This window comes from Xanthomonas sp. WHRI 6108, from assembly GCF_040202385.2.
Taxonomy (GTDB): domain Bacteria; phylum Pseudomonadota; class Gammaproteobacteria; order Xanthomonadales; family Xanthomonadaceae; genus Xanthomonas; species Xanthomonas arboricola.
On the sequence record NZ_CP168198.1, the window covers coordinates 2503758 to 2524490 of the forward strand.

At 65.6% G+C, this 20733-nt stretch carries 19 protein-coding genes; 5 read left to right on the forward strand and 14 right to left on the reverse strand.

Translation table 11 applies throughout. The annotated features are described in order from the left end of the window. Positions 1-36: 36 nt before the first annotated feature. From ABQ039_RS10490 to ABQ039_RS10500, 3 genes are read right to left on the reverse strand one after another with little or no spacing between them, the layout of a single operon-like run. Positions 37-1113 carry a class III poly(R)-hydroxyalkanoic acid synthase subunit PhaC gene (locus ABQ039_RS10490; RefSeq protein ID WP_024938704.1) on the reverse strand — a complete coding sequence of 359 codons (1077 nt, stop codon included), beginning with the start codon at positions 1111-1113 and terminating at the stop codon, positions 37-39. Positions 1114-1115: 2 nt separating this feature from the next. Then, positions 1116-2279 carry a class III poly(R)-hydroxyalkanoic acid synthase subunit PhaE gene (gene phaE, locus ABQ039_RS10495; RefSeq protein ID WP_349777918.1) on the reverse strand — a complete coding sequence of 388 codons (1164 nt, stop codon included), beginning with the start codon at positions 2277-2279 and terminating at the stop codon, positions 1116-1118. A gap of 54 nt (positions 2280-2333) precedes the next feature. After that, on the reverse strand, positions 2334-2996 hold the full coding sequence (locus ABQ039_RS10500) for a phosphatidylcholine/phosphatidylserine synthase (RefSeq protein WP_179465750.1): 663 nt from the start codon (positions 2994-2996) through the stop codon (positions 2334-2336). A gap of 82 nt (positions 2997-3078) precedes the next feature. Between ABQ039_RS10500 and ABQ039_RS10505 the strand changes: the two genes are divergently transcribed. Next, the gene (locus ABQ039_RS10505; protein ID WP_184609450.1) at positions 3079-3840 is read left to right on the forward strand and encodes a 3-hydroxybutyrate dehydrogenase; all 762 of its coding nucleotides are present in this window, start codon (positions 3079-3081) and stop codon (positions 3838-3840) included. 319 nt (positions 3841-4159) lie between these two features. On the opposite strand, the gene ABQ039_RS10510 is transcribed toward ABQ039_RS10505, so the two are convergent. From ABQ039_RS10510 to ABQ039_RS10520, 3 genes are all read right to left on the reverse strand, one after another. Continuing rightward, positions 4160-4648: an 8-oxo-dGTP diphosphatase gene (locus ABQ039_RS10510; protein WP_024939182.1), complete on the reverse strand. Its 489-nt coding sequence runs from the start codon at positions 4646-4648 to the stop codon at positions 4160-4162. Positions 4649-4712: 64 nt separating this feature from the next. Further along, positions 4713-5222 carry a DUF1249 domain-containing protein gene (locus ABQ039_RS10515; RefSeq protein ID WP_349777775.1) on the reverse strand — a complete coding sequence of 170 codons (510 nt, stop codon included), beginning with the start codon at positions 5220-5222 and terminating at the stop codon, positions 4713-4715. Positions 5223-5421: 199 nt separating this feature from the next. Further along, positions 5422-6243, reverse strand: a complete 822-nt coding sequence (locus tag ABQ039_RS10520; RefSeq protein WP_024939184.1) for a pyruvate, water dikinase regulatory protein — start codon at positions 6241-6243, stop codon at positions 5422-5424. Between the two features lie 142 nt (positions 6244-6385). On the opposite strand from ABQ039_RS10520, the gene ppsA reads away from it, so the two are divergent. Both ppsA and ABQ039_RS10530 read left to right on the forward strand, forming a co-directional pair. Further along, a complete protein-coding gene (gene ppsA / locus ABQ039_RS10525; RefSeq protein ID WP_184609448.1) occupies positions 6386-8764 on the forward strand; it encodes a phosphoenolpyruvate synthase in 2379 nt (792 codons plus the stop codon). Further along, positions 8764-9729: a mechanosensitive ion channel family protein gene (locus ABQ039_RS10530; protein WP_184609445.1), complete on the forward strand. Its 966-nt coding sequence runs from the start codon at positions 8764-8766 to the stop codon at positions 9727-9729. The genes ppsA and ABQ039_RS10530 overlap by 1 nt, the downstream gene beginning before the upstream one ends. A 195-nt stretch (positions 9730-9924) precedes the next feature. On the opposite strand, the gene orn is transcribed toward ABQ039_RS10530, so the two are convergent. From orn to mntR, 3 genes are all read right to left on the reverse strand, one after another. Continuing rightward, positions 9925-10509, reverse strand: coding sequence for an oligoribonuclease (gene orn, locus ABQ039_RS10535; RefSeq protein WP_024939185.1), 585 nt, complete (start codon positions 10507-10509; stop codon positions 9925-9927). Between the two features lie 70 nt (positions 10510-10579). After that, on the reverse strand, positions 10580-11089 hold the full coding sequence (gene tadA, locus ABQ039_RS10540; protein WP_184609547.1) for a tRNA adenosine(34) deaminase TadA: 510 nt from the start codon (positions 11087-11089) through the stop codon (positions 10580-10582). A 2-nt stretch (positions 11090-11091) separates the two neighbouring features. Then, positions 11092-11559 carry a manganese-binding transcriptional regulator MntR gene (gene mntR / locus ABQ039_RS10545; RefSeq protein WP_024939187.1) on the reverse strand — a complete coding sequence of 156 codons (468 nt, stop codon included), beginning with the start codon at positions 11557-11559 and terminating at the stop codon, positions 11092-11094. A 144-nt stretch (positions 11560-11703) separates the two neighbouring features. On the opposite strand from mntR, the gene ABQ039_RS10550 reads away from it, so the two are divergent. Beyond that, a complete protein-coding gene (locus tag ABQ039_RS10550; protein ID WP_047128762.1) occupies positions 11704-13050 on the forward strand; it encodes an Nramp family divalent metal transporter in 1347 nt (448 codons plus the stop codon). A gap of 523 nt (positions 13051-13573) precedes the next feature. After that, positions 13574-14398, forward strand: coding sequence for an alpha/beta fold hydrolase (locus ABQ039_RS10555; RefSeq protein WP_184609546.1), 825 nt, complete (start codon positions 13574-13576; stop codon positions 14396-14398). Between the two features lie 663 nt (positions 14399-15061). Here ABQ039_RS10555 and ABQ039_RS10560 read toward each other — a convergent pair. The 5 genes from ABQ039_RS10560 to ABQ039_RS10580 form a co-directional block, all read right to left on the reverse strand. Beyond that, positions 15062-16690, reverse strand: coding sequence for an MFS transporter (locus ABQ039_RS10560; protein WP_184609440.1), 1629 nt, complete (start codon positions 16688-16690; stop codon positions 15062-15064). 85 nt (positions 16691-16775) lie between these two features. After that, a complete protein-coding gene (locus ABQ039_RS10565; protein ID WP_349777917.1) occupies positions 16776-18617 on the reverse strand; it encodes an amidohydrolase in 1842 nt (613 codons plus the stop codon). A 113-nt stretch (positions 18618-18730) separates the two neighbouring features. Continuing rightward, positions 18731-19168 carry a DoxX family protein gene (locus ABQ039_RS10570; RefSeq protein WP_184609438.1) on the reverse strand — a complete coding sequence of 146 codons (438 nt, stop codon included), beginning with the start codon at positions 19166-19168 and terminating at the stop codon, positions 18731-18733. After that, complete coding sequence (locus ABQ039_RS10575; protein ID WP_065031536.1) at positions 19165-19821, reverse strand: hydrolase; 657 nt, start codon at positions 19819-19821, stop codon at positions 19165-19167. The genes ABQ039_RS10570 and ABQ039_RS10575 overlap by 4 nt, the downstream gene beginning before the upstream one ends. Beyond that, positions 19818-20291: a helix-turn-helix transcriptional regulator gene (locus ABQ039_RS10580; protein ID WP_104645794.1), complete on the reverse strand. Its 474-nt coding sequence runs from the start codon at positions 20289-20291 to the stop codon at positions 19818-19820. The genes ABQ039_RS10575 and ABQ039_RS10580 overlap by 4 nt, the downstream gene beginning before the upstream one ends. Positions 20292-20733 lie beyond the last annotated feature (442 nt).

The following is a 20733-nucleotide window of genomic DNA, read 5'->3' on the forward strand; positions in this document are numbered from 1 at the left end:
CTGCTCGCTGCAGGCACAGCGTAACCCGAAGCCGGATCACGCGTTGCCGCCACGCTCCTGCAACCAGCGGTGGATCGCCACCGGCACCTCGCGCTGCGCACGTCCGGAGACGTAGATGCCGATATGCCCGCCGCGGAAACTCAGCTCGGTGTAGTCGTCGCTGCCGACCAGGCCGCGCAATGCACGCGAGGCGTCGGGCGGCACCAGATGATCGTGTTCGGCGTAGATGTTGAGCACCGGCATGTCCACCGCCTGCAGGTCGACCGCCTCCCCGCCGATGCGCACCTGCCCGGTCACCAGCCCATTGCGCTGATAGAACTGGGTGACGAACTCGCGGAACGCCTCGCCGGCCAGATCGGGCGAATCGAAGATCCACTTTTCCATGCGCAGGAAATCTTCCAGCGCCTGCTTGTCGTCGAGGATGTCGAGCAAGCCGACGTATTTCTGCAGATTCAGCCGGAACGGTTTGAGCATCAGGTAACTGGCGTTCATCAGATCCGCCGGCACGTTGCCCATGGTGTCCACGAACAGATCCACATCGACCATGCGCGCCCAGTTGGAGAGCATGTTGTCGGGGGTGTGGAAATCCACCGGCGTGACCATGGTGATCAGGTTGCGCACCTTCGGCCGCTGCAGCGCCGCATAGCACAGCGCAAACGTGCCGCCCTGGCAGATGCCGAGCACATCGACTGCCTCCAGCCCCGACTGCGCGCGCAGGTGATCCACCGCGCCATCGATATAGCGCAGCAGATAGTCCTCCAGCGTCAGGTAACGCTCGGAGCGGTCCGGGTAGCCCCAATCCAGCACGTAGACGTCCTGGCCGTGGCCCAGTAGGCCCTTGACCAGCGAGCGGTCGGCCTGCAGATCGACCATGTAGGGGCGGTTGACCAGCGCGTAGACGATCAGCAGCGGCGTCCTGGCCACCGGCGCCTGCTCGCCGACAAAGCGGTACAGCACCACCTTGCCATCGCGCCAGATTTCCTCGCGCTCGGTCACGCCGTAATCCACGTCTTCCACGCCGGGCAACAGCTTGAGCCCCTCGCGCAGCTTGCGCTGCATCGACAGGGTTTCCTGCATCAGGTCTTCGGCGCTGAATCCCAACGGGCCTTTCATGTCTACGCTCCACGTGGCTTGCGTGCGGCCGGCTTACCGGAAGCTGTGCCGGCCGATGGCCTGGCGGCGCTTTTGGCCGCCTTCGTATTCTTGGCTGGGGCGGTTTTCGCTGGTGATTTCTTGGCCGGGCTGGTCGCCGCTGCCGGCTTGGGCGCAGTGTCCGCCCTGGATGCCGGCGCGCGCCTGGCCGTGGCCGGCGCAACCGGGTCAGCCGCCGCTGCAGCCGGCTTGCCGGCCGGGCTGGCCGCGGTGCGCAGCATGCGCCGCACCGCACGTTCCAGCTCGGCGATGCGGCGGTGCGCGGCGTCCATCTCCGAACGCGTCGGCATCCCGAAACGCTCGCTCAACTGCTCCACTTCTTCCTGCAACGCGGCGCGCAGGCGCATATGAGCATTGGCAAAGCCGCCATACACCTCGCGAAACTGGTCGGACAAGGCGACGTCGGCATACGACTCTTCGGCGGCCTCGATCCACAGATCGAACAAGGCACGCGCACTGGTCAGCTGACTGCCGCTGCTTTCGTGCTCCCCCAGCTTGGAGGCGAACCGGCCGAACGCCTGCTCGATGGCCGACTTGAGTTGTTCGCCATAGGCCTGCGATTGCGCCTGGTACTCCTGCTGCGCACGGGCCAGCGTCTGCAGGCGTGCCTGGTGATTGCGGCTCACGCCGAATGCCGGCATGTCCAGCCAGGGCGCGTTTTCCTCCCGCCACTTCGCCAGCGCCTGCGCGGCGTCCTGCAGCCACGGGTCGAAGCCGCCCGGGCTGCCGCCACGCAGCGAGCCCAGCGTCCACTGCATCAGCTGCTCGCCCTGCCCCTGCACGGCGCGCCGCCAGGCTTCGGAGACCTCATTGGCCGAGGTGTCGCGCCCGGCAAACTGCGCGGCCACCTGCTGCATGGTGCCGAACCAGTCGCCGGCCTGATGACGGAAGCGGTCGATGGCCTCCTGCGCCTGCGGTGCGGCCTGGGTGGGCAGCAGTTGCGACCACCAGTCCATCGCCTTGCGCCAATCCTGCGGTGCGTCACTGCCCGGCCCCGCCCCAGGAACGGCACCGGGCTGTGCAGCGGCGCCGGACTGGCCGTGGCGCATGGCATCTCCCCAGGCGCTCCAGTACTGGCGCGCCTTGTCTTCGAAGTTGCCGTTGTCCGAACCGCTGGTTGCCATGATCCCTTGCCGTGACTGTCCACCAGCCATCCTACCGCGTGTGCCCGGCCGTACCGGTCAGGGTTTGGGGATGCGCAGCGTCTTGCTGATCATCAACGAGCCGGACACCGCAAACAGCAGCACCAGCGGGTGGAATTGCCACGGCCCGAGCTGCCACTGGCCCCACCACAAGGTCTGGCCGATATGGCCGCTGCTGGCAGCCACCGCCAGCAGGATCACCAGCAGCAGGCTGGTGGGGATCGGGGTGCCTTCGAAGTACGGCACCTTGTCGGCCTCGCCGGCGATCTCTTCGGCAGTCACGTTGTAGCGCGCCAGCCGGCTCACGCCGCAGCAGACGAAATAGCTCAGCACCAGCCAATCCCAGCCGCCGCGCATGCCGCAGGCATAGCCCAGCGCCGCCGGCGCCACCCCGAACGAGATCACGTCGGCCAGCGAATCCAGCTCGCGGCCCAGGGTCGAGGACGCCTTGCGCCAGCGCGCCACATGCCCGTCCAGCGCATCGAACACGAACGCCAGCGGGATCAGCGCCATGCCCAGCAGCAGGTCGCCGCGATGTCCTTCCTGCAGGAAGCGCATCGACGCGAACACCGCGCCGGTGCCGCAGAAGGCGTTGGCCAGGGTGAACCAGTCCGCGAGTTGGAAATCGCGCAGCATCGAGAAATGGCGTTTCATGCGCAGCCTGAGGTGATCGAGGCGCAAAGGGTAACGCGCGCACGCCATGCAGGCGACCGTTTCGCGCTATCGGCTAGGCTGGCGATCAGCGTGGCCGCTCCGGCCGGGCACGATCGACACCGAGGACAGCATGAAGCGCAGCATCCTGATCACCGGCGCAGGCAGCGGCATCGGCGCCGGCATCGCCACCGAGCTGGCCTCCGGCGGCCACCATCTGATCGTCAGCGATATGGACCTGGCGGCAGCCGAACGCACCGCGCAGCGCCTGCGCGACACCGGCGGCTCGGCCGAAGCACTGGCGCTGGACGTGACCGATGACCACGGCATCGCGCAGGCCTTGGCGCGCGTGACGCGCGCGCCGCAGGTGCTGGTCAACAATGCCGGCCTGCAGCAGGTTGCCACGCTGGAAGACTTTCCGATGCAGCGCTGGGCCTTGCTGGTGGATGTGATGCTGACCGGCGCCGCACGGCTCAGCCGCGCGCTCCTGCCCGGCATGCGCGCGGCCGGCTACGGGCGCATCGTCAACATCGGCAGCATCCACTCGCTGGTCGCCAGCCCGTACAAGAGCGCGTATGTCGCCGCCAAGCACGGCCTGGTCGGCCTGGCCAAGGTCATCGCCCTGGAAACCGCCGACTGCGACATCACCGTCAACACGCTGTGCCCTAGCTATGTGCGCACCCCGCTGGTGGAGCGCCAGATCGCCGACCAGGCGCGCACGCGCGGCATCGCCGAAGACGCAGTGATTCGCGATGTGATGCTCAAGCCGATGCCCAAGGGCGCCTTCATCGACTACGACGAACTCGCCGGCACGGTCGCGTTCCTGATGTCGCATGCCGCACGCAACATCACCGGGCAGGCGATCGCCATCGATGGCGGCTGGACCGCGCAGTAAGCGCGGCTGGCGAAATTTTCACCAGCTTCCGTGGCCGCCTTGCGCCGCAAGGCGCGCGCGCAGTTGTCCACAGACTTGCGCAGACTTCATCCACAACCGGTGTGGAGAAGTGCGTGGAGGCGAATGCGGGCGGCAGGTCGCCACAGCAAGCAGCGCCGGCTTGCGGTTGCGCTCGCCAGGTCAATCGCGTGCGCATTGGCGCCAGCAGATCGAAGTCCATTAAGGACGGCGGACGCTTAACTTCGGCACTGCGTTGACCGCGCCAGCCAGCAGTAACAGCCGCGCTCGCCTGGGCGGCTGCGCACTTCCTCAATCCCGCTCAGATGCGCGAATACGTCCACGACTGCATGCGCCCGTCGCGATACGGCATCACGCCGTGAAACGGACGCGGGTCGCCATCGAAGACCAGTGGCAGGAAATTGCGGTCGCCTTCCCACATCGGTACCTGGTCCATGCGGTCGATCGCCACCCATTCCAGCGTGCCTTCCGGGTTGGAAGCCTGCGGCTCGCCTTGGAAGCTGCGGATCAGGAACACGAAGCCCAGCCAGTCCTCGCCCTGCTTGCCGAAGCCCGGCCAGCTGATGGTGCCGCGCAGCTGCATGTCGCCGCACTCCACGCCGGCCTCTTCGCGGATCTCGCGGCGCATGCCGGCCAGTACGTCCTCGTCCGGCTCCACTTTGCCACCGAGCCCGTTGTATTTGCCCAGATGCTGATCGCCGGGGCGGGCATTGCGATGGATCATCAACACCTGTGTGCCGTCGGGCGACAACAGGTAGCCGAGCGTGGCGACGATGGGGGTATAGGGCATGGCGGGCGAGCTGGAATCGAGCGCATCAGTATGACCGATGCTGTGCAAGCGGCGTGGCGCAGCCTCAGCCGACCGCAGCCTGCGAGCCCGGGCGCGGTGGCGCAACGTAGTCGGTATCCAGACGCAAGGTAGCCACGCCATGGCCGCGCTCGGCCAGATAGTCCAGCCACTTGCCCAGGAACGTATTCATCCGCATGCGGTGGCTGATCAGCTCGGCCGGCGGCGGGAACATGCCCATCACGTCCTGCCAGCGACGGCCGACGTAGCAATGGGTGGTCTCGGCCTGGCACGCATCGCGGTACAGGCGCACGTAGGCCGACGGGTCAGGCTCGCCGGTGACGGGATCGCACAGGTCGTAGGTCAGCCGCAGCTCGACCGTGTAGCGGTGGCACTCGATCACGTCCAGACGCAGGTCCAGGCCATCGCCGATCGACGAGACATAGGAGCCGGGAGCGAGGTCGGCCGGTGCGAACAGCCGGGTCAGATGCTGGAAGTTTTCTGCGTACAAGCCCATCAGCCAGCCGAACCGGCTCAACTTGGGGATGCGTTCGAGTTTACTCAGTGCTTGCGCCATGAACCGATCCTACACGCTGCGCTGCCGCACGGGCAGCATTGACGACCGGCCATCGGCAGGCCTACCTTGGTGGAGCACCGCCCCGCCCGCTTGATTTGCTTGACGCTCGCCGACCGACCGTGACACGTCACGGCAGCTGCGGATCGTGAATACGCTACGCGCGTCCCCAATCCCCAATCCCGCCAACCAGTCCCCCGCCTCAAAACATCTCGCGCTGCAGCCCCAGCGTGGACAACACCTTGCTGGAAATTTCCTCGATCGAGGTATTGGTGGTGCTCAAGGTCGGAATGCGCTCCATCTGGAACATGCGCTCGGCGGTGGCCACCTCACGCCGGCAGGTCTCTGCCGCGCTGTAGCGTGAATTGGCGCGCCGCTCCTGGCGGATCTGCTGCAACCGCTCCGGGTCGATGGTCAGGCCGAACAACTTGCTGCGGTAATTGCGCAGGCGCGGCGGCAGGCGCTCGTTTTCCAGATCTTCCTCGGTCAACGGGTAGTTGGCGGCACGGATGCCGTAATGCAATGCCAGGTAGATGCAGGTCGGCGTCTTGCCGGCGCGCGACACCGCCACCAGGATCACGTCGGCCTCGTCGTAATTGAGTGCGATACCGTCATCGTGGCTCAGCGCGAAGTTCATCGCGTTGATGCGGCGGTGATAGGTCTCGAAGTCCACCATGCCGTGCGCACGGCCCACGCGCGAATGCCGCGGCGCATTGAGTTCGCGTTCCAGCGGCTCGATGAAGGGCGCGAACACGTCCAGCATCAAGGCGCCGCTTTCGGCCAGGATCATGCTCAGCTGGGGATCGACGCAGGAATTGACCACCACCGGGCGCACCTGGTACCGCTCACCTGCCGCGCGCACCCGCAGCGCCGCATCGCGCGCTTTTTCTGCATCATCAATGAACGACATGCGGTCGGTGACGAAGTTGAATCCACTGAACTGCGTGAGCAGGCTATGCCCAATCGTTTCAGCGGTGATACCGGTTCCATCGGAGACGTAGAACACCGGTCGAATTGTTGACATCAAGACCACCTCTTTGAACTGGTGTCCAAAACTTACGGGTTCATGCTTGTGCAGATTCCGCTGTGCACTGCATCATAGCGGCTTCTTCCTACGGACGCGGCCATCCAGCCCGCTCGGGCGATGGCCATACGGAGCATCGCGCTTGAACGAGAATATCCTGTGGTTGCATGAGCTACGCCTGGCCGATCTGGCCCGCGTAGGTGGTAAGAATTCCTCGCTCGGCGAGATGATCGGCAACCTGGCCGGGCTTGGCGTTTCGGTTCCCGGTGGATATGCGACCACTGCCGAGGCTTTCAAGGACTTCATCGCGCATAACGATCTGTCCAAGCGCATCTTCGACAAGCTGGCGACGCTGGATGTCGAGGACGTTGGCGCCCTCACCGTTGCCGGCAAGGAAATCCGCGGCTGGGTGATCGATGCTCCGCTGCAGCCGGAACTGGACCGCGATATCCGCACCGCGTACGCACAGCTGTGTGCGGAAAACGGCGGTGGCGAAGTGGCCGTGGCGGTGCGTTCGTCGGCCACTGCCGAAGATCTGCCCGATGCCTCGTTCGCCGGCCAGCAAGAGACCTTCCTCAACGTGACCGGTGCCGACGATGTCGTGCACAAGGTCAAGGAAGTGTTCGCCAGCCTCTACAACGACCGCGCAATCGCTTACCGCGTGCATCATGGCTTCAAGCACGAAGACGTGTTCCTGTCGGCCGGCGTGCAGTTGATGGTGCGCTCGGGCGTCGGCGCGGCCGGCGTGCTGTTCACGCTGGACACCGAATCGGGCTTCCGCGACGTGGTGTTCGTCACCTCCAGCTTCGGTCTGGGCGAGATGGTGGTGCAAGGCGCGGTCAACCCGGACGAGTTCTACGTCTACAAGCCCACGCTGACCGCAGGCAAGCCGGCGATCCTGCGCCGCTCGCTCGGCAGCAAGGCGATCCGCATGGTCTACTCGGATGTGCCAGGCGAACGCGTGCGCACCGAAGACACGCCGGTGGAACTGCGCAGCACCTTCTCGATCAGCGATGAAGATGTGCAGGAGCTTTCCAAGCAGGCGCTGGTGATCGAAAAGCACTACGGCCGCCCGATGGACATCGAGTGGGCCAAGGACGGTGTCAGCGGCAAGCTGTTCATCGTGCAGGCGCGTCCGGAAACCGTGAAGTCGCGCAGCCACGCCACCCAGATCGAGCGTTTCTCGCTGGAAGCCAAGGACGCCAAGATCCTGGTCGAAGGCCGTGCGGTGGGCGCCAAGATCGGCAGCGGCGTGGCACGCGTGGTGCGCTCGCTGGACGACATGAATCGCGTGCAGGCCGGCGACGTATTGATCGCCGACATGACCGATCCTGATTGGGAGCCGGTGATGAAGCGTGCATCGGCCATCGTCACCAATCGCGGCGGCCGCACCTGCCACGCGGCGATCATCGCGCGCGAACTCGGCGTGCCGGCCGTGGTCGGCTCGGGCAACGCCACCGATGTGATCAGCGACGGTCAGGAAGTGACGGTGAGCTGCGCCGAAGGCGACACCGGTTTCATCTACGACGGCCTGCTGCCGTTCGAGCGCACCACCACCGACCTGGGCAACATGCCGCCTGCCCCGCTCAAGATCATGATGAACGTGGCCAACCCGGAGCGTGCGTTCGACTTCGGCCAGCTGCCCAATGCCGGCATCGGCCTGGCGCGTCTGGAAATGATCATTGCCGCGCACATCGGCATCCATCCCAACGCGCTGCTGGAATACGATAAGCAGGACGCTGACGTCCGCAAGAAGATCGACGCCAAGACAGCCGGCTATGGCGACCCGGTGAGCTTCTACGTCAATCGCCTGGCCGAGGGCATCGCAACGCTGACCGCCTCGGTGGCACCGAACACGGTGATCGTGCGTCTGTCGGACTTCAAGTCCAACGAATACGCCAACCTGATCGGCGGCTCGCGTTACGAACCGCATGAAGAGAACCCGATGATCGGCTTCCGTGGCGCCAGCCGCTACGTCGATCCGTCTTTCACCAAGGCCTTCGCGCTGGAGTGCAAGGCGGTGCTGAAGGTGCGCAACGAGATGGGCCTGGACAACCTCTGGGTGATGATCCCGTTCGTGCGCACGCTGGAAGAGGGCCGCAAGGTGATCGAGGTGCTGGAGCAGAACGGGCTCAAGCAGGGCGAGAACGGCCTGAAGATCATCATGATGTGCGAGCTGCCGTCCAATGCGCTGCTGGCCGACGAGTTCCTGGAGATCTTCGACGGTTTCTCGATCGGCTCCAACGACCTGACCCAGCTGACCCTGGGCCTGGACCGCGACTCGTCGATCGTGGCGCATCTGTTCGACGAGCGGAACCCGGCGGTCAAGAAGCTGCTGTCGATGGCGATCAAGTCGGCGCGCGCCAAGGGCAAGTACGTGGGCATCTGCGGACAGGGGCCGTCCGATCACCCGGAACTGGCGGAGTGGCTGATGCAGGAAGGGATCGAGTCGGTATCGCTGAATCCTGACACCGTGGTCGACACCTGGCTGCGTCTGGCCAAGTTGAAGAGCGAGAGCTGATGGGTATGTTGGGTGCGGTGTTGGCGGCGGCTGCGGGAGCAGTCGCCGCAAGGCCGGTGGCGGCCAGGACGGCGGAGCCGGCGTTCAACTGGGCCAATATCCCGTGGGCGCAATACGCGCTCAACTGGGGGCTGGCCCTGCTGATCGTGGTGGTCGGCATGTGGCTGGCCAAGCAGCTCAGCCAGTGGCTGCACCGTGCGCTGACCCGCGCGCGCGTCGAGATCACGCTGACCAACTTCCTGCGCAACGTGCTGTACGCGTTGCTGCTGGTGCTGGTCTTCGTCAGTGCGCTGAGCAAGATCGGCGTGCCGCCGACCTCGCTGATCGCGGTGCTGGGTGCGGCCGGCCTGGCGGTCGGTCTGGCGTTGAAGGACTCGCTGTCCAATATCGCTGCAGGCGTGATGCTGATCGTGCTGCGGCCGATGCGCGATGGCGACCATGTGGTGATTGCCGGCCAGGAGGGCATCGTCGACGAGATCCGGATCTTCCAGACCCGGATCCGCTCGTTCGACGAGCGCATGATCACCCTGCCCAACAGCACCATCACCACCTCGCCGATCGTCAACTACAGCACCCTGCCCAACCGGCGCCTGGAAGTGACCGTGGGCGTGGGCTACGGCGACGATCTGAAGAAAGCCCAGCAGCTGTTGCTGCAGATCGCCAAGGACAATCCGAACCTCCTGGAGTCGCCGGCACCGTTCGTGCAGGTCACCAATCTGGGCGAAAGCACGGTGGATCTGATGTTGTTCGCGTATGCGACCAACGGCAATTTCGGCGCGGCCAAGAGCACCACGCTGGAACAGATCCGCAACCAGTTGCTGGAAAACGGGCTCAACATCCCGTATCCGCAGCGCGACCTGCACGTGTATCACCACGATGCCGACGGCAAGCCGATCGCCGACCTGCTGCTAAAAGGCATCGCCGACGACGGCGACCTGAGCAAGGGTCCGCCGCTGGCGCGCTGATGCATTGAATCGCTTGATGGAAAGCAAAAGGCCGCATCGAACGATGCGGCCTTTTTATTGGATGCGTTGCAACTATGTGGCTTTTTGCCTGCCTGACCGGCAGCAAACGTTACCGGACATACACCTGCGCGTGATCCGCAACTGGGCGCCGTCAATCAACACGCCAACAGCGCGCAACGCCGCCGTCGCCAGCGCTCAGGCCGGCACGTCGGCCTGGGAATCGCCGCCCAGCGCGCCCATGAACTGGCGGTAGTGGCGTAGCTCGTCGATCGAATCACGCACATCGCTCAACGCGGTGTGGGCCGAGCTCTTGGCAAAGCCATTGGCCACCGTCGGCGCCCAACGCCGTGCCAGCTCCTTGATGGTGGACACGTCCAGGTTGCGGTAGTGGAAGTAGCGCTCCAGGCGCGACATCTGGCGGTGCAGGAAGCGCCGGTCCTGGCAGATCGAATTGCCGCACATCGGCGAGGCGCCGGCGCGGATCCATTCACTCAGGAAGGCCACCGTCTGCGCCTCGGCCTGGGCATGGGTGACCTGGCTGTCGAGCACGCGCTGCCACAGCCCCGAACGGCGGTGCTGATTGCGGTTCCACTCGTCCATGGCTTCCAGCGTCGCCAGCGGGTGGGCGATGGCCAGCTCCGGTCCTTCGGCAAGCACGTTCAACTGCGCATCGGTCACGATGGTGGCGATCTCGATGATGGAATCGCGATCGGTATCCAGGCCGGTCATTTCCAGATCGATCCAGATCAGTCGGTCGTTGCCTGCAAGGGTGTCTGCCATATCGCCGTCCTGTGGAGGGCCGTCGCCGGCCGGATGCTGAAGGGCGCGCATCATACCGCGGCCGCGCCGCTCAGGGCGCGAGGGGCGGCTTGCCGCGCTTGGCCCTGAAGTAATTGGTCAGGCGCAGACCGGCCTCGGCGGCCAGCACGCCACCGCTGACCTGCACGCGGTGGTTATGGCGCGGGTCGGCGGGCAGATCGAACACGCTGCCGCAGGCACCGGTCTTGGGGTCGCTGGCGGCGAACACCACCCGCGCGATGCGTGCGTGGATCATCGCCATCGCGCACATCGCGCACGGCTCCAGCGTGACGTACAGCGTGCAGCCGATCAGCCGGTGGTTGGCCAGACGGCGGCCGCCTTCGCGCAGGGCCATGATCTCGGCATGCGCGCTGGGATCGTGGCTGGCGATATTGAAGTTCCAGCCCTCGCCCAGCACGGTGCCCCTGGCATCGATCAGGAGCGCGCCGACCGGGATCTCGTCAAAGTCGCGTTCGGCACGCTCGGCCAGTTGCAGGGCGCGTTGCATCCACTGTTGGTCGATCAGCGTCTGCGCCGCGTCTACCGACGTTTCCACCGGCATGCTCACGCGGCGCTGCCGCCCTGGCGATCCAGGAAGGCGGCGAACGCGGCCACGGTGGCTTCGCTGACATGGTGCTCGATGCCTTCGGCGTCACGGCGCGCGGTGGCCTCGTCGATGCCCAGGGCGAGCAGGAAACGTTCGACGATCTGATGGCGCTGCCGGCTGGACGCCGCCAGCGCCTCGCCGGCCGGGGTCAGGAACACCCCGCGGTACGGGCGCTGCACCACCCAGCCGTCGCGCACCAGGCGCTTGAGCATCTTGGCCACGGTCGGCTGCGCCACGCCTAAGCGCGCGGCGATATCGACCTGACGCGCTTCGCCGCCGTCGACCAGCAGATCGGAGATCAGCTCCACATAGTCCTCGACCAGCTCGGCGCGGCGCGCTTCGCGCACCTGACGGAAGCTCTCCATATGCACCTGCGCGTCGATCAGCGCCGGCGCGGCTGCTTCCAGCTTTTCGCTCTTGCCCACCCTCATCCCCGTCATCACGTCCGGCGCCAGTGCCGGGATGTGTAGTTTGAAGCACGCAGCCGATCATTACGATTTAAATTGCCAATGCTCAATAGCATAGCCCTTGCTATATCATCGGTGTGAATCCCCGCCAGCCTGCGCCGCATGTCCGTCGATCTCCGTCCTCACCCGACCTCGCCCCTCCCCTTGCCGGCCGCGGCCAATGGCGGGTTGGGCGATCACCACGCCAGCGTCGCCGTACCCAAGGGCGGGCACTGGTGGTTCCGGCTGCTGGCGTTCCTGGGCCCGGGCTATATGGTGTCGGTCGGGTACATGGACCCGGGCAACTGGGCCACCGACCTGGCCGGCGGCTCGCAGTTCGGCTATCTGCTGCTGTCGGTGATCCTGCTGTCCAACCTGATGGCGATCGTGCTGCAGAGCCTGTCGGCGCGGCTGGGCATCGCGACCGGGCTGGACCTGGCGCAGGCCTGCCGGGCGCGCTACCCGCGCGGAGTGAACCTGGCGCTGTGGGGCATCTGCGAACTGGCGATCATCGCCTGCGATCTGGCCGAGGTGATCGGCACCGCCATTGCGTTGAAGCTGTTGTTCGGCATTCCGCTGACCGTGGGCGCCATCATCACTGCGGTGGACGTGGTGCTGGTGCTGTTGCTGATGAACCGCGGTTTCCGTGCGCTGGAAGCGTTCGTGATCGCGCTGCTGTTGATCATCTTCGTCTGCTTCGGCGTCCAGATCGCGCTGGCGGCACCACCGATCGCCGCCGTGCTGGGCGGCTTCATTCCGCGTGCGCAGGTGGTCACCGACCCGCGCGCGCTGTATCTGGCGATCGGCATCATCGGTGCGACGGTGATGCCGCATAACCTGTACCTGCATTCGTCGATCGTGCAGACACGTGCGTATCCGCGCACCGATGCGGGCCGCAAGTCGGCGCTGCGCTGGGCGGTGACCGACAGCACCGTGGCGTTGATGTTCGCGCTGTTCATCAACGCCTCGATCCTGATCCTGGCGGCGGCGGTGTTCCATGCGCAGGGCCGCACCGATGTGCAGGAAATCGAACAGGCCCATGCCCTGCTCGCGCCGATGCTGGGCGTGGGCCTGGCCTCGACGCTGTTCGCAGTGGCGCTGCTGGCCTCCGGCGTCAATTCCACCGTCACCGCCACGCTGGCCGGGCAGATCGTGATGGAAGGCTTCCTGCAACTGCGTTTGCCGCCGTGGCTGCGCCGCCTGCTGACGCGCGGCATCGCCATCGTGCCGGTGGTGATCGTGACCTGGTTGTATGGCGAGGCCGGTACCGCGCGGCTCCTGGTGCTCAGCCAGGTGGTGCTGTCGATGCAGCTGCCGTTTGCGGTGATCCCGCTGGTGCGCTTCGTGTCGGACCGTGAGTTGATGGGCGCGCTGGTGGCACCGCCGTGGCTGGTGCGCATCGCCTGGGTCATTGCGGCGGTGATCGTCGGCTTGAACCTGAAGCTGCTGTGGGACACTGCGCTGCAGTGAGTGGCGAGCACGACCGGCGTGGTCGATGCGATGCGGCAGCTGCGTGCGCTGCAGAGCCAGGCAGGATGCACGGAGGAGCGTTGATCGGCGCTGCATTGCGTTCGTGCGAGCTGGATACCCGGATGATCCATTACGGCGCATCGACTGCAGCGAACGAGCTGATCCGCAACGCTGGGGATAACCGCTGTAGAGCGCACGCAGATGCAATCTGCGCTGCGACGCAGGCGGTCTACTGCTCGCATGCACCGGCACGCCCGTGGCCTGCGTCGCACCGCGTGGCGCGGGCCCATGCAAGCACGATGCGTATCGCATCGTGCCATCGCCGGGCTGCATGCCCCTCGCCCCAGGAATGTTTATGGATCCGTTAGAGGCGCATCCGGCCGACGCCGGACGCCGCAGCTTTCTCATCACCGGCACGGTCGCCGTAGCAGCGTTGTCGCTGCCCGCGTTCGCCACTGCCGCACCTCCCGCACGCGCCCCCGCCACCACCCCACCCCACTCGTCCACTCACGGAGTCAACCCGATGTCCAATTTCGTCAAACGCCCCGACGGCGCCAATATCTTCTACAAGGATTGGGGCAAGGGCCAGCCGGTCGTCTTCGCACATGGATGGCCGCTCAGCGGCGATGCCTGGGACCCGCAAATGCTGTTCATGGGCCAGCACGGCTACCGCGTGGTCGCACACGATCGCCGCAGCCATGGCCGCTCGTCGCAGACCTGGGACGGTAACGACATGGACACCTATGCGGACGATCTGGCTGCAGTGATCGACGCGCTGGACCTGAAGGACGCGATCCTGGTCGGCCATTCCACCGGCGGTGGCGAAGTGGCGCATTACGTTGGCCGCCATGGCAGCAAGCGTGTGGCCAAGGTGGTACTGGTCGGCGCAGTGCCGCCGCAGATGGTCAAGAGCCCGACCAATCCGGGCGGCCTGCCGATGAGCGTGTTCGACGGCATCCGCGATGGCGTTGCCAAGGACCGTTCGCAGTTCTATCAGGACCTGACCACGCCGTTCTTCGGTGCCAACCGTGACGGCCACAAGGTCACCCAGGGCATGCGCGATGCGTTCTGGCTGCAGGGCATGCTGGGCGGTCACAAGGGTCAGTACGACTGCATCAAGGAATTCTCCGAGGTCGATTACACCGCCGACCTGAAGAAGATCGACGTGCCGGCGCTGGTGGTGCATGGCGACGACGACCAGATCGTGCCGATCGATGCATCGGGCAAGTTGTCGGCCAAGATCATCAGCAACGCCGAACTGAAGATCTACCCCGGCGCGCCGCACGGGCTGACCATTACCCATGCCGATCAGTTCAACAAGGATCTGCTGGCCTTCGCCAAGCGCTGATTCTTGCTTCACTGCGTAAGACAAAGGCCGGCTCGTGAGAGCCGGCCTTTTGTTTTGGTGCGCGTTGCTTTGCTGCGCGCAGATCCGTTGTGATCAGGCTGGCGGCCTCAGCGTCGATAGGCCTGCTGCCAGTGGCGCCCCAATGCGCCCCCTGCAGGCGAGCTTGCGGACCCACGAGGTGCGCGCAAAGATGCAGAAACAGCAAGCGGGATGGCGACGGTGCACCTTCGCAGCGTGGTCGCAACACCGCGCAACGGACCAGCTTCAGGCATGGACCGTCCAGCCACAGGTGAGCACAGCAGCCAGTGCCCGCAAGAAACCGCCACGCAGCACGACCACCAGCAACGCGATGCTCAGCCATGGCGGTGCCAGCAATGGCAGGTCAGGCAGTCGCAGCCAATGTCGATCGGCAGCGCGAGCGATACGCCCACCGCTGAAGGACACGTGCGCTGCCCTGGCTGGCCGTAAGCCGATCGGGCGCAGCCAGCAGGCGGGTTGCGCCCGGTCCGCTTGGCCAAAAGGCGCTCCAGCCCTGGGTCTGCGCAGGCCGGTTACCAGCGCCGGCAACCGGCCTCACGCACGGCAGGCGCGGCCAACCTGGCAGCAGAAAGCGACATCGATTTCAGCGCCGGGCCGATCGGGAGCGTCGTGCTGATGAAGTTCTCAGATATCGGCATGGGCGTGCGGCGGCACCGCCACACCGCCGCCACCGACGAAGTGGCGGACCACCGGCGCGCGCTCGCCTTGATGCAGGGCGCGGATCTGCTCCTGCAGCTGGCGGTCGTCGCCGGTGACGCGCTCGTGCTGACGCAGATGTTCCAGCCACGAGGCGACGATGAAGTATTCCAGTTGCACGCCGGGTGTTGCCGCGTCTTCGGCGATACCCCAGACCACCGCACCATCACGACGCCGCGCGTTGCCCAGTTGCGTCATCAGCTGCAGGAAAGTTACGCGCGCATCGGCAGCGATGCGGTATTCGACCGTCACCAGCACCGGGCCGCGATCGTGTTCAACCGCATCCGATTGCGCCGGCACAGGCCAATGTCCGCCAGGGGCGAGGTCCAGCTGTTCGGTGCCGGCAATGCGCGCGCGCTTGACCAGCAGCGCCGCGATCACCGCGCCAACGGCGGCAATCTGCAGGGCTGTCGCGATCGAGGTGCGTTGCGCCAACGCGCCCCAGACCAGCGAGCCGGCCGCCATACCCGCAGAAAACACCACGATGTACAGCGACAATGCGCGTGCGCGCACCCAGGCAGGCACCGCCGTTTGCGCGGCGATCTGCAAGGACGACAGCACGGTAATCCAGGCCATGCCGTTGACCACCATCACCACGCACAGCACTCCGATCTGACGCGACAATGCCAGCCCCAGCAATGAGGCTGCGCACACGATGGTGGCCACGAACACCAGTAGGTCGCGGTCGTAGCGCGCACGCAGGCGTGGCAACAGCAGCGCGCCACTGATCGCACCGATGCCGATGCAGCCCAACAACACGCCATAACTGCCGGCACCCAACTGCATGTCGCGACGGACCACCAACGGCAGCAATGCGGTCAACGCGCTGGCGAACAGGAAGAACCCGGCGGCCTTGATCAGCACCGCCTGCAAGCGCCCGGCGCGTGCGGCGTAGCGCAGACCGGCACGCAGGCCCGCGCCGAAGCTCTCCGGCGGCAATGCAGAGACATGCGCATCGCGACGCCAACGCCACAACACCAGCAGCATCAGCCCGAAGGTCACGCCATTGAGCAAAAATGCCCACGGCGGCCCGAATTGCGCCACGATCAAACCGCCAACCGCTGGGCCGATCGAGCGGGCGATGTTCATGCCGATCGAATTGAGCGCTACCGCCGAGGCCAGCATCGGCCGCGGCACCAGCTCCGACACGATTGCCGCCTGCGCAGGCATCGCCATTGCCGCGCCCATGCCCATTGCAAAGGTCAATGCCACCAGTACCCGTGGGGTTAGCAACTGCAGATGCGATAGCAAGGCCAAGGCTGCGGCCACCAGCAACATCCAGCCCTGGGTAAGCATCAGGTAGCGGCGGCGGTCGACGATGTCGGCCAGCGTGCCGGCCACCAGTGCGAACAACACCACCGGCAAGGTGGTGGCCGACTGCACCGCCGCGACCATCAATGGCGAGCCCGTCCGTTCGGCCATCACCCAGGACGCGGCGACATCGTTGATCCAGGTGCCGATGTTGCTGCCTAAGATGGCCAGCCATAAGGCACGAAAGATCGGCTCGCGCAGCGGCGCCCAGGCACCGCTATCGGCGGGTGCGGCAGAAGAAGTCATCGCGGCAAGGCTCCAGTGGACGGGGTGAGACAAACAAGGTGACGGGCCTGGATGCGCCGGCAGGCGCATCGCTGTGGTGCCGATCTCAGAACGCGAAACACGCGCAACCCAATGCGCCCCAGAAGCCGCGCAGATCATCGCTGGGCGCAGCATGCTGCGCTGCATGTCCATGCGGCCCGTGCGCGCGACAGCCATGGCCATGCGTGTGCGTGGCACTGGTAAGCCCGCTGGACGTACCGCCCACGTGATAGCCGCCAAACCGGTTGACCGGCGACCAGTCCGGCATCGCCGGCGGCAAGGTGGGCGCCAGTGCGGCGAAGTCGCCGTCGCCATGGACGACGCGCCCACCCAGCACGGTCAGCACGCTGGTGATGTCGGCAATGGCGGCATCGTCGACGCGGAAGTAATCGTCGGACAACACGATGAAATCGGCCAGTTGCCCCGCCGCCAGCGTGCCCTTGTGGCCCTCATCGCCGGAGAACCACGCGCTGCCCTGCGTCCACAGCCGCAATGCCTGCTCACGGTCGAGCAGGTTCTCTTCGCCGTACAACGCCAGACCGCCCACCGTGCGTCCGGTGACCAGCCACGACAGCGCCACCCACGGGTTGTAACTGGCCACGCGCGTCGCATCGGTGCCGGCGCCCACCGGCACGCCGGCGGCCAGCATGCGACGCACCGGTGGCGTCTGCTGCGCAGCCTGTACGCCGTAGCGCTCGACAAACGCTTCGCCCTGATACGCCATGCGGTGCTGCACGGCGATGCCGCCGCTCAAGGCGCGAATGCGGTCGATATTGCGTGGCGTGATGGTTTCGGCGTGATCGACGAACCAATGCAGGCCATCGAACGGAATGTCGGCACTGACCTTTTCGTACCCATCGAGAATGCGTCCGATGCTTTCGTCGTAGGTGGCATGGATACGGAATGGCCAACGCTTTTCGACCAGCAACCGCACCACCTGCTCCAGCTCGGGCTCCAGTTCCGGCGGCAGCTCCGGGCGCGGCTCGCTGAACTGTTCGAAATCCGCCGCCGAAAACACCAGCATTTCGCCGGCGCCGTTGTGCCGCAGCAGATCGTCGCCCTTGCGCACCGGCAGCATCTCGGTCCAGCCGCGGAAGTCGTCGACTTCCTTGCCCTTGTTCTGGGTGAACAGGTTGTAGGCGATGCGCACGCTCAACTGGTCGGCCGCGTGCAACTGTTCGATGACTTGGTAGTCCTCCGGATAATTCTGGAAACCGCCGCCGGCATCGATCACCGAGGTGATCCCCAGCCGGTTGAGTTCGCGCATGAAATGGCGGGTGGAATTGGCCTGATATTCCATCGGCAGTCGCGGGCCCTTGGCCAGGCTGGTGTAGAGAATCAGGGCATTGGGCTTGGCCAGCAGCAAGCCTGTGGGATTACCCAGCTTGTCGCGCTCGATGCGCCCGCCGGGCGGATCGGCAGTGGCCTTGTCGTAGCCACAGGCGCGCAAGGCCGCGCGGTTCAGCAGGGCGCGGTCGTACAGATGCAGCAAAAATACTGGTGTATCCGGTGCGATGGCATTGATCTCGTCCAGGGTCGGCAAGCGTTTTTCGACGAACTGATGCGCGGTGAATCCGCCGACCACACGCACCCATTGCGGCGCTGGGGTGCGGTCGACCTGCGCCTTCAACATCGCCATCGCATCGGCAAGCGAGCGCACGCCATCCCAGCGCAGCTCCAGGTTGTAGTTGAGCCCGCCGCGAATCAGATGGGTGTGGCTGTCATTGAGGCCGGGCAACAGGCGTCGGCCTTGCGCATCGATGCTGCGGGCGCCAGCTGCCAGCGCCATGATCTGCGCATCGTCGCCCACCGCAACGATGCGTCCATCGGTCACTGCAATGGCGGTGGCGCTGGGCTGACGTGGATCGAGGGTGGTGATGCGTGCGTTGCGAACGACCAGATCGACCATCGGAGACTTCCCTGAAGCAGACCAGGCGCCGGGCAAGGAGCCCAACGCAAGACCGGCGGCGGCGGCCTGCATCCACAGGCGCCGCCCGGCATGGTGATCATTCGGTACGCCGCTCATGCCGCACCACGCCTGCGCAGCCCATCCAGCGACCATGCGCCACCGCCAGCGGCAACCAGCCCCAGCAACACCAGCAGCCACATCAGCGGGTATTTCATCCCGCCGTGCATCCAGAACCAGCCCTTGGGCAAGGCCACCACGACGGTGGTGGCGATGAACACCGCCGCCAGTGCAGCACTGACGCGCGTCCACAGACCAAGTAACACCGCCAGCCCAGAGAGCGTCTGCACCGAGGCCAGCAGCAACGGCAACGGTTGCGCAGACGGAAAGCCGAATTGCTGTAATTCAGCGGCAAATCCAGCCAGCCCCGGCCCACCAAACCATCCCAGCAACTTGCCCAGGCCATGCGGCAACAGGAAACCGCCGCCGGCAATGCGCAGCATCAGCAATGCCGCTGCAAGGCCGGCGTTGCCACGTGGTGCCGATGCGTTCAATGCCCGCCTTCCTGCGCGCCGAACATGGTTTTGGCGTACTGAATGCCGATGCCGTAGCCGCCCGCATGCGCACGCGCGATGCCGGTGGTGAGGTCGTAGGTGTCGCTGCGTGCCCAGTCGCGCTGCAGTTCCAGCAGGTACTGCACGCTGGTGATGGGCGCGGCGCCGGCCTGCACCATCCGCGTCACCGCGCGCTCGTGCGCTTCGTCGCTGACATCGCCGCAGGCATCGGTGATGACGTAGACCTCAAACCCCTGCTCGACCGCCGACAGCGTCGGGCCGACGATGCAGACGCTGGTCCACAGCCCGGCAATCACCAGACGCTGCTTGCCGATGGCGTTGATGCGATCGATCACACCCTGGTCTTCCCAGGCATTCATGCTGGTACGATCAAGCACCGGTTCGCCGGCAAAGATCTCCGGCAGCTCGGGAAACAGCGGGCCGGAGAACGACTTCTCTGCAACGGTGGTCAAGATCACCGGCACCTTGAAGCCTTTGGCGCCCTTGGCAATCAGCGACACGTTGTTGCGCAGCGCCGAGATGTCGATGGTATGCGTGGCGAACGCCATCTGCGATTGATGGTCGATCAGGATCAGCGCGTGATCACCGGGCGACAACAGGGACTTACCGGGGACGGCGGTGGCGGTGGTCATGCGTGATGCTCCAGGGAGGATGAAAAAGAACCGGCGCTGTGCCGATGCGCACGCGGCTGGGCACGCGCGGCGCAGGGATCGTTCGCCACTTGCGCGGCAAAGCGCGCCGGCGTGCAGCCGGTGGCGTTGCGGAAGCTGCGGACGAAATGGCTTTGATCGAAGAAGCACAGATCGGTGGCGATCTGGCTGATGGTGTGGCCGCCTTCGCGCAGCATGGCCTGGGCGCGTTCGAGGCGACGACGACGCAGATACTCCATCGGGCTGGCGCCCAGCGCATCGCGAAACACGCGCGCAAAATGGAAGCGGCTCATGCAGGCGGCGCCGGCTAGTTGCGTCACGCCGATGGGCTCATACAGATGCGTGTCGATGTACTGCAGCGCTCTGGCCACGGCACGTGCGCGCGGGGCGTACAGTGCGTTGGTGTTGCCTGCATGCAGATCGGGGCGGCCGGCGGCAGTCAGACGTGCCATATGGCGTCTCCGGCGGGGAATGGCGCCATGGTGGGGCGAACCTGCCGATCGCTCCACCCCTGATGGTGAGGCCGATCGCTCACTCTTTCGGGTGAGCGACACCCGTGCTGCCACAAGCACGCATGGGATCGCATGGGTGCATCGCCATGGCATGCACCGCGCATGCACGCCGATGCAGCGGCGATACCGCGCCGTTGTTTCTGTCGCGCTTTGCAGTGTCCAAGCCGACACCCGCACCACACGCAAACCAAGCGGACGCCAGCGCACGAATGCCACGCTACAAGGCGGCGTCATCACTGCTGCAGCCAACCGATGGCATCCAGCTCGGCGCACACTGCATCGCAGCGACACGCACGCACCCCACGCAACATGCCGGTCCATGCGTAGCCGATTTCCTGCCCGACCTGCCTCCCCCGAAAGAGGTGGTGGTGCTTGGCCCCGA